The sequence below is a fragment of the Leisingera sp. MMG026 genome (genome assembly GCF_021654205.1).
In the GTDB taxonomy this organism is placed as follows: Bacteria; Pseudomonadota; Alphaproteobacteria; order Rhodobacterales; family Rhodobacteraceae; genus Leisingera.
Window position 1 is genome coordinate 1 of record NZ_JAKFZM010000084.1, and the last position, 8,528, is coordinate 8,528.

Annotated in this window: 6 protein-coding genes and 2 pseudogenes; 5 read left to right on the forward strand and 3 right to left on the reverse strand. The window is 58.2% G+C overall.

Going from position 1 to position 8,528, the window contains the following annotated elements:
• Positions 1-206 precede the first annotated feature (206 nt).
• Together L1069_RS22990 and L1069_RS24230 are read left to right on the forward strand one after the other, a co-directional pair.
• On the forward strand, positions 207-386 hold the full coding sequence (locus tag L1069_RS22990) for a hypothetical protein (RefSeq protein WP_164982692.1): 180 nt from the start codon (positions 207-209) through the stop codon (positions 384-386).
• A 25-nt stretch (positions 387-411) separates the two neighbouring features.
• A complete protein-coding gene (locus L1069_RS24230; protein WP_275423103.1) occupies positions 412-2,049 on the forward strand; it encodes a recombinase family protein in 1,638 nt (545 codons plus the stop codon).
• Between the two features lie 357 nt (positions 2,050-2,406).
• Here L1069_RS24230 and L1069_RS23000 read toward each other — a convergent pair.
• Positions 2,407-3,547, reverse strand: a pseudogene (locus L1069_RS23000) (IS3 family transposase).
• 240 nt (positions 3,548-3,787) lie between these two features.
• On the opposite strand from L1069_RS23000, the gene L1069_RS23005 reads away from it, so the two are divergent.
• Both L1069_RS23005 and L1069_RS23010 read left to right on the forward strand, forming a co-directional pair.
• Positions 3,788-5,428, forward strand: a complete 1,641-nt coding sequence (locus L1069_RS23005) for an FAD-dependent oxidoreductase (RefSeq protein ID WP_237457196.1) — start codon at positions 3,788-3,790, stop codon at positions 5,426-5,428.
• On the forward strand, positions 5,425-6,231 hold the full coding sequence (locus L1069_RS23010; protein ID WP_237457197.1) for an alpha/beta fold hydrolase: 807 nt from the start codon (positions 5,425-5,427) through the stop codon (positions 6,229-6,231). Before L1069_RS23005 ends, L1069_RS23010 begins: the two co-directional genes overlap by 4 nt.
• A gap of 76 nt (positions 6,232-6,307) precedes the next feature.
• On the opposite strand, the gene L1069_RS23015 is transcribed toward L1069_RS23010, so the two are convergent.
• Positions 6,308-7,375 carry an AraC family transcriptional regulator gene (locus L1069_RS23015; RefSeq protein ID WP_237457198.1) on the reverse strand — a complete coding sequence of 356 codons (1,068 nt, stop codon included), beginning with the start codon at positions 7,373-7,375 and terminating at the stop codon, positions 6,308-6,310.
• A gap of 89 nt (positions 7,376-7,464) precedes the next feature.
• Here L1069_RS23015 and L1069_RS23020 point away from each other — a divergent pair, with 89 nt between their 5' ends.
• Positions 7,465-7,935 carry a hypothetical protein gene (locus L1069_RS23020; RefSeq protein WP_237457199.1) on the forward strand — a complete coding sequence of 157 codons (471 nt, stop codon included), beginning with the start codon at positions 7,465-7,467 and terminating at the stop codon, positions 7,933-7,935.
• 82 nt (positions 7,936-8,017) lie between these two features.
• Here the strand turns inward: L1069_RS23020 and L1069_RS23025 are convergent.
• Positions 8,018-8,528, reverse strand: a pseudogene (locus L1069_RS23025) (transposase); the annotation flags it as partial.

Below are 8,528 nucleotides of genomic sequence, written 5' to 3' on the forward strand. Positions count from 1 at the left end.
CAAAGCCACGCCGGGGCGGTCCATGCCCGCATCCCTGCCCAGCTCCCTCTGCAGAGGGAAAGTTCCGTATTTCGAGGCCCTTATCCACAATTTCCGTCTCCGCAGGGTTACAAACCGGGTCGATCCAACCCAATCCGGCGCAGTAAACTGTCTCCATCAGCGCACGCGGGCGGCCACCGCCCACCGGAGACAGGAGACCTCGGCCAATGGCACGGGACCGGAAGAGACATGCCGAATGCCAGCAGGCGCCGGAAACACCCGGCCGCCCGCAAAACGGCTCCTGCCGGCAGGACGCCTGCACCCGCGCGTCACTTCACGGACTCCTGCGCGCCCTCGCCCGCGAGGCAGCCCGCACCGACCACCGGGACGGCAATTCTCCCGGTTAACATCAAACCACCGGAGAACACCGCCATGTCCCAGCCCAGGCTCAGAGCAGCCATCTACGCCCGCTACTCGACAGACCTGCAACGCGACGCCTCTGTCGAGGACCAAATCCGCGGTTGCACCGATTACGCCAAGGCCCAGGGGCTGGAGGTCGTGGCCACCTATTCCGACCGCGCTATCTCCGGTGCCAGCCTTATGCGCAGCGGCATGCAGGCCCTGCTCCGCGATGCGCGCGGCGGCACCTTCGATGTGCTGGTCTCGGAAGCCCTCGACCGTCTAAGCCGCAACCAAGCCGACATCGCCCACATCTACCAGGAATTTTGCTTCAACGGCCTCCCGATCGGGACCCTCTCGGAAGGTCTGATTTCGGAGATTCATATCGGGCTCAAGGGGACGATGAATGCCTTGCAGCTCAAGGATCTCGCCGACAAAACCCGCCGCGGCCTGAAGGGGCGCGCTTTGGAGGGCAAATCCGCGGGTGGCAAAGCTTACGGCCACCGCATGAAGCCGCAACTCACGTCCAGCGGCGAACTGATCCGCGGCGAGCGGGAGATCCACCCGGAAGAGGCAGATGCCGTGCGCCGGATCTTCGCGAACTACGCCCGCGGGCTTTCGCCGAAGAAGATCGCAGAGGCGCTCAATACTGAAGGCGTGCCTGCCCCGTCCGGCCGCCACTGGGGTGCCTCCACCCTTCACGGCAACCGCCAGCGCGGCACCGGCATCCTGAACAATGAGCTCTACATCAGCCGGCAGGTCTGGAACCGGCTTCGCTACGTGAAGGATCCGCAGACCGGCAAGCGCATCTCCCGCCTGAACCCGGAAAGCGACTGGACGATCACCGACGTTCCGCAGTGGCGGATCGTCGAACAGGATCTCTGGGATGCGGTCCGGGCCCGCCAGGGCGAACTGAAGACCGCGGGCACCAATGTTCCGGTCTGGGACCGGCGCCGCCCGAAGACGCTGTTCTCCGGCCTGATGGCCTGCGGCTGCTGCTGCGGCGGCTTTGCCAAGATCTCCAAGGACAGCTTCGGCTGTTCCCCGGCGCGGAACAAAGGGGACGCGGTCTGCAGCAACAAGCGCACGATCAAGCAGGCCGACCTGGAAGCCCGGGTGCAGGATGCACTGGCGAACCACCTGATGGATCCGGACGCGGTGCAGGTCTTCTGCGAAGAATACACTGCCGAACGCAACCGGCTGAAGGCAGCAGCCGCCGGGAACCGCAAGGAAAAGGAACAGGCGCTCGCCCGTGCCAAGCGCGACCACCAGAAGCTGGTGGATGCGATCATTGCGGGCATTCCCGCAGATCAGGTGAAGGACCGGATGATCGAGCTCGACGCACGGCGCCAGCAGCTGGAACGGGAGCTGGAGCAGACCCCTGCCCCGGACACGGTGGTGTTTCACCCGTCGATGGCGGAGGCCTACCGCGAACGGGTGTCACGGCTGATCCGGACCCTTGGCTCCGCCGAAGGCATGGAAGAGGCCAAGGAGTCACTGCGCGCATTGGTGGAGCGGATCGTGCTGACGCCTGCGGCGGCGGGCGCTGGCCTGGATCTGACGCTGGAGGGGGATCTGGCGGGGCTGCTGCGGCTGGCGGCGGGTGCGGAAGGCCCGAACACGAAGAAGGCCCCGGATGGTAGATCCGAAGCTTTTGATATGTCAGGTTAATTAGTGTTGGTTGCGGGAGCAGGCAACCGCCGTTTCCTACCTGCCCTCTCCGCAATCATTTAACCGCATGGTGGCTCACACCTAACGGCAGCTTTGCGCAGGTGTCCATTATCAAATGAAGTGGTCCGTTTGAGCTGACAGCATTTAGGACGGCCTGGCGCATCGGTTTTGATCTTAAGTAGCGCGCCCGAGATTGAGCAAGCGTCGCTGTTTCAGTGTTTTTTCCTTGATGGTTCTCCTTTCCTTCAGAATGCCGCCGCTGCGACCGAAGTAGACACCGGCCGGTGTCATATTGCCGAGGCTTTCTGCTCTGAACCCCAACCTTGGACCGCCGGGAGCTGGGTTTTTCCGGCTCTGTCACGATGACAGGCTGGTGACGCCATCGGGATAATGCATGGCAATCGGGACGTTGTATCCGATTGCGCTGTGGGGTCTGTCCTCATTGTAGTGCCGACGCCAATCCTCCAGCTTTTCGCGGGCATCTGCAAGGCTCATGAACCAGTGTGCGTTCAGGCATTCCGCTCGGAGCTTGCTGTTAAACGCCTCAATGAAGCTATTGTCCGTGGGCTTTCCTGGCCGTGAGAAGTCGAGGGTAACTTCGTTGGCGCAGGCCCAGAGATCGAGGTCCCGCGAGATGAACTCGCTGCCGTTATCGACTCTGATCGTCCTGGGATAGCCGATCTGCCCGCAGACCCGTTCGAGCGTCTGCACGACATCTTCGCCCCGATAGATAAAGCGCGGATCGGCCGCAGGGCAGAGCCGGGAATGCGTGTCGACAACGGTCAGGATACGCAACCTCCTGCCCAGGGCGAGCTGGTCGTGAACGAAGTCCATCGCCCAGACATCGTTCGGCCCAACGGCTTCCTGACGGTCTTCTCTGAGCTTTGCCTTCACCCGGCGCTTTGGGTGCTTGTTCCTGAGCTGCAGCCCCAACTCGTTGTAAATCCTGCGTGCCTTCTTCATGTTGCTCACCCGCCCCTCTCGTCTCAGAAGCACGTGGACGCGCCTGTAGCCATAGCGCACTCGCGTCTCTGCGATCTCCTTGATCCGCCGTTCGACGGCAGCTTGATCCCCTCTCGGGACATCGGTGCGCGATGCCCTGCCGGGCAGTGATCGCCGCGGCTTGTCGCGGTAGGTGGATGTGTCGAATCAGACGGCTTAACAATCCTTCCGGATCGCCCCCCCCAATCGACGCACATCCCGGTGGCAATCTCGTGCAAACGGCCAGGCTTCAGAGCTTTCGCCGAATGACATGCCGAAGCATCTCCTGGCCCAGCGTAAGGTCCACCACAATCTTCTTCAGCCGGGTGTTCTCGCCCTCAAACGCTTTCAGCCGGCGCCTCTCGCCCAGCAGAAAGCTTCCGTATTTTTTCTTACCGTTGAATTAGGTGGCCTGGCTGATCCCGGCCTTACAGCAGATCTACGCGACCGGTGCTCCTTGCTCTCCTTGCTTCAGGATGAACGCCTTCTGCACCTCTGTGAACTTCGTTGCATTCATGCGAATACACGACCTACGGCTGTGTGCAGAATATCAAAAACTCATCCATCAATCTATGAAGACGCGCCATTCATGGCGGCAGTGTAATCTGCATCGCGCATTCGCTCCCGACGTCAGGCCTGCAATCTGCGCCCCTTTAACCAAACAGTTGATCTCTTTCGCTCTCGAACCATGTGGCTAAGATCGCCACTCTCTTAATCACGGTGGACATTACCAGCCGCATTGCTTGAGAGGCGCTCCATGAATCCCTTTCCCAGACACTTTGACGCCGTGGTTATTGGTGGAGGGATCGCCGGGATTGTCACGGCACTTGAATTGCTGGACCACGGCCGGTCGGTAGCCATTCTGGAACGGGGCACGCCCTCAAAACTCGGCGGTCAGGCTTATGAAGCATTCGGCGGCATGTGGTTTACCGGCACGCCCATCCAGCGGAGCAACCGGATCAAGGATTCCAAGGAACTCGCCACCCGTGACTGGCTGCACGCAGCCGAATTCGGCCCAGAAGATGTTTGGCAAAAAAAATGGGCGCTTTCCTATATCAATGAAGGCTCGGATAAAGTCTATCAATGGCTCACCAAGGAGCTGGGAATCCGCTTTCTACCGGCGCCCGGCTGGGTGGAGCGGGGCGACTACACGTCTGGCAATTCGGTACCAAGGTACCACATCATGTGGGGGTCATCGGAAAAGCTGACCCGGCTCTTGATACAGCGCCTGATGCGCCACAAGCAGCGCCGCAAGCTGACGCTGGTGTTCCACCACGATGTGCAGCAGTTCATCTACAAAAACGGCAGGGTCATCGGCTGCATTGCTGAAAACAATGGTATCGAACGCCGTTTTCACGGCCGGGACATAGTCATCGCTAGCGGTGGCGTAACAGGCAGCGAGGAGGAGGTTCGCCGCCTCTGGCCGAACAATTGGCCCAAGGTGCCGGACTACATCCTTAATGGCTCGCACGAATATTCCGATGGCAAGCTGCATCGCGTGGCGGCCGAAGATCTATCTGCTAATGTAACGCATCTGGACGCGTTTTGGAATTATGCCGCCGGAATTCATCACCCCTATTCCGATCGCATGGACCCCAAGCATGGTGCCAGTCTGATCCCGCCCCGGTCCGGGCTCTGGACTAACTGTTACGGGCGTCGTATTGGCCCGATGCCACTGGTTTCCGGGTTCGACACCCGACATCTGTGCCAGCGTGTCTGTGAGCAGGACCACGGTTACACCTGGCAGGTGATGAACTGGGAAATTGCCAAGCGAGAGCTCAATATCTCCGGCGCCATCTTTAATACGGCTATCCGGGACGAACGCAAACTCACGTTCCTAGCCAATCTGCTACGTGTTCCTGATGACTTTCTGAAGCAGATAGAACCCCGCAGCCGGGACATCATTACCGCCGACACTCTGGATGAGCTCGTTGCGAGCATGAACCGATTAAGCGGCCATAACCGGATCGACAAAGCAGTTCTGGAAGCCGAACTGACCGATTATGACCGCCAGCTTACAGCTAGTGACGGCCAGGTCAACGACGACCAGGTTCGCCGTATTGTCGGCCTGCGCCAATGGAAAGGCGACCGGCTTAGGATTTGCCGGGGTCAACCCATCCTGGACCCGGCGGCGGGGCCTCTCGTGGCAATCCGGCTGCACCTGATCACACGTAAAAGTCTGGGCGGGATCAACACGGACCTGTCCTCACGCGTGCTGCGGTCTGACGGATCTGCCATTGACGGTCTTTATGCCGTTGGCGAGGCCAGCGGTTTCGGCGGCGGTGGTGTAAACGGGAGGCGTTCTCTGGAAGGAACCTTCCTATCTCTATGTATCTACAACGCGATGAAAGCCGCCTCGGCCATTAACGCGACCTACCAAGCGGAGACAGTAACGTGATCAAAGAGCAAATCCAGACAAGCCTGGGCAGCATGGCCGTGGCGATCAGCCGTTCGCCTAACCCCAAGGGGACTTTGACCTTCTGGCCCGGTATGTTTTTCGACGGAACTATGTGGGATCCGATCCTTGAGGCCTTTATCCCCGACTACAACATTCTGGTCATTGACCCCCCCGGCCACGGCGGCTCAGATGCCCCGCAGAAACTGTTCTCAATCAAAGATTGCAGCGTCGCTCTGCGCGAGATACTGGACCACCACGCGCTGCCGAGCTGTACAATTGTCGGCCTGTCGTGGGGAGGCTTTGTCGCGCAGTCCTTCTGCAAACATTTTGCCGACCGCTGCGATGGCCTGATTCTGATGAACACCTGCGCATCCGGTCCCAAAACCTCCGAGAAAATCATGTTCTCGATTATTCCGCGCCTGCTGGCCCGCTTCGGCGTCAAGAACTTCGAAGGCGCGCTGACAAAGGCGCTCTTGTCCAAGTCCGCAGCCGAAGACGACCATATGCTGGTGAGCAAACTGCGCAACTATTTGCACCTCTTGGACTACAAGGCGCTCAAACCTGTTTTGTTCAGCGTAATGAAGTACCGCGAAGACCTGTCGGACTGCCTGAACGGACGCAATATTCCCTGTCTGGTGATCTATGGTGATCAGGATCCGGCAATGGACGCAGCCCGCTCCGAACATCTTCTCTCCCGTATGCCATCGCAAGCCTCTGTCACCAAACTGCCAGTCGGCCACAACGCTGTTCTGGAAGCTCCGGAAGATGTGGCCGCAACCATGCAAAGGTTTCTTTACGCCTAAACCGCACCCTCCCGGTGTTCCTGCCAGCTGTGCCGGGAACCGGGAGCAATCGGCAAAACCCCCGGCCTGCCGCGCGCTAATCCAGCAGCCTATGCCGCTCCCGGAACTGGCCGGGGGTTTCCCCGAAATACTGCCTGAACGCCTTTGACAGATTGCTGGCATCGCTGAATCCAGTGCGAACAGCAATCTGGTCAATCGACAGATTGCCAAGCAGAAGATACCCGGTGACCCGGTCGAACCTGACCTGTTTCTTGATTTTAATGAAGGAGGTCCCCTGGCTGTTCAACTGCCGCTTCAATGTCGCGGGCGAAACGCCAAGACGGCTTGCCGTTGCCTCAAGCGTAGGCAGTTCCGGTTCTGTCTTCCGGAACATCCACTGCACCTTCTCCACCACTCCCGAATTGGGTGGTGGCGCCTCCATTTCCACCTCACAGCGGCGCAAAGCTGCATCCATTAAACTGGGGCTGCTGGATACGATCCGCGTATGCAGCCGGGTCTTAGGCAGCGAAATCAGGTTCTCCCGCTGTTCGAAACTGACCGTTGTACCCGGCGGCAGCAAATCAGCCGGAATCTCCAAACCGGGATCGGGCCAGGAGATTTGCAATTCCTCATCCAGAAATCCTGTTTCGGTTCCTGTCAACCGGCGGCTCATCCAGGCAAATGCCATCAGGCTGGCAATAGTATTGAACCGCACGATATGTCCGGGAGCATCGGGTTTTGACGAACGGACAACAATTTCGCAGCGGGTTTTGGCGACCCTGACAGAGACGGATTGGGCGTAACCCGCACGGGTCGCAAAAAACATCGGCAGAAGATCGAAGAATTGTTGCAATGTGGCACAACTCTGAAGCGCAAGACCGACGGCTCCGTGGGACAGCTCACTGATGGCCTTGCCGTATTTCCACGGCAGCAACGGATCGCGCGAGGCGCCCACAAGCTCGTCGATTAGCCCGTTATACGTATCACTCCGCACAAAGAGCGGCCTGGACAAATAGTCAGTTAATGAAACATCCGAATTGGAAAATAAAGACTCTGGTGAAACGCCGTATTTTGCTGAAAACGAAATCAACAACCCAAGGTAATCCGCAGAGATCAGGAACTCGCCTTTTCCTATTGCGGCACCGGTCTGCGTAGCTCTATTCATGAGCTTTCTTAACCATGCCGCAGAGCCAAGTCAACCTCGTCACCAGACCAGAAAAAACCGCTATGATGATAAATGAGGAGAAGTTGTGAATGGATCAAATTTCCTTCACAAATAAAATATCAGGGAGAAAAAATATGACACTATTAGGACGCATACTGATCATCAGCGGAATATCGTTCATGTTCATTGCATATTCTCAGTTTATCCCGACGTCCCTTTCGACACCGTTGATCGCTGACTATGTGAAGAACCACTTCATACGTGAGGTGACATTTGGCCTGACGCTCGCATCTATCACTATCTACTTCACATTCAAGGCCCAAACCCTTCAAGACTGGCGACGTGTATCAATTCTTGGCACAATAGTCGTAATCCCCTTTTGGGTCGCTTGGACCTTTGGCTGGTCAACAGGTGGAATTAGTGAAGTATGGGGCGACTCCATCTCACCAAATGGCGCGTATATGATCCACGTCCCACAAATCACGTTATTCTTTTCAGGCCTTGCGGTACTTTTTTTCTCCTTAAGAAAAAAGGCCGCAACTTCGGCCCATTCCTATTAAATGTTCGTATCGTGAAATGGCTCTGTTGGGCCTTGTTGCACAAATCGGGGTTTGACCGTAGTTCCCCTTTCCCCGGACGGACTTATCCCACGGGCCGCGTAACAGGTATGCCAAGCGCAGTGTAGCCGTTCAGCACGGCGATACGGACCTGCAGCTCGGCGACTTGGCGTTCGAAGTCTCGTGCCATCAAGGATTGGCCAAGGAGTTTGATGCAATTCATCCAATCGTCGGGAAAAGGATCCCCCAGATCCTTTTCTGATCCTCCTCATATCTCGACACGGCTCCGGCGGTGGCAGCCGCTCCACCGTCGCCAGACGGCACGGCCCAAGTACTTCGAGGCTCGCAGCGCTTCGTTGCGGGCGACGGCGCCGGGACTCGTTGGTTTCCAAGGCTTTGCGTTCTTGCGTGGCGGTATGACTGCGGCAGCATTTCGGGCAGCGATTGCCTCGTGGCAATTTCTTGTGCCGCAGGCCCCGTCGGCTGTGACCGGCGCGATGTCCTGATCCGCTCCGGTCTAGTCCAGCAGTTCCGGTAGTATGGGGGCGTCGCCGATATTGCTGCCAGTGATCGCAACGGCTCTGACCTCCAGCGTT

Coding starts and splice junctions, on each gene's coding strand:
- L1069_RS22990 (WP_164982692.1), top strand. CDS start 207: ATGGCACGGGACCGGAAGAGACATGCCGAATGCCAGCAGGCGCCGGAA.
- L1069_RS24230 (WP_275423103.1), top strand. CDS start 412: ATGTCCCAGCCCAGGCTCAGAGCAGCCATCTACGCCCGCTACTCGACA.
- L1069_RS23005 (WP_237457196.1), top strand. CDS start 3,788: ATGAATCCCTTTCCCAGACACTTTGACGCCGTGGTTATTGGTGGAGGG.
- L1069_RS23015 (WP_237457198.1), bottom strand. CDS start 7,375: ATGAATAGAGCTACGCAGACCGGTGCCGCAATAGGAAAAGGCGAGTTC.
- L1069_RS23020 (WP_237457199.1), top strand. CDS start 7,465: ATGGATCAAATTTCCTTCACAAATAAAATATCAGGGAGAAAAAATATG.